This window comes from Chryseobacterium sp. 14P4.3.2 (assembly GCF_057799275.1).
The window spans coordinates 1-216 of record NZ_JBYOKO010000112.1 but is presented as its reverse complement, the minus strand read 5'-3'; the positions used below and the strand labels follow the sequence as shown (position 1 = coordinate 216).

Below are 216 nucleotides of genomic sequence, written 5' to 3'. Positions count from 1 at the left end.
GAAGTCTGTACAATATAACTACCTGAATCTTTCTGATCAGTATGTGATCCACCAGAATAGCTTTGGAAAGCCAACCTATAGTACTATCAATTACCTTTACCGTGCTGACGGAACCAAGCTTCGTAAAACGTTTTCTTCTTCCTCACCAAGAGGATCAACCTCAACCCGCATCACAGACTATCTGGACGGTTTTCAGTACAGCTACTTTGAAGGCGG

General features: G+C 43.1%; 1 protein-coding gene. It reads left to right on the top strand.

Annotation, left to right across the window (positions count from 1 at the left end):
- The coding region (locus tag AC27VX_RS23965; protein WP_488698503.1) for a hypothetical protein at window positions 1-216 on the top strand (216 nt) is incomplete at both ends.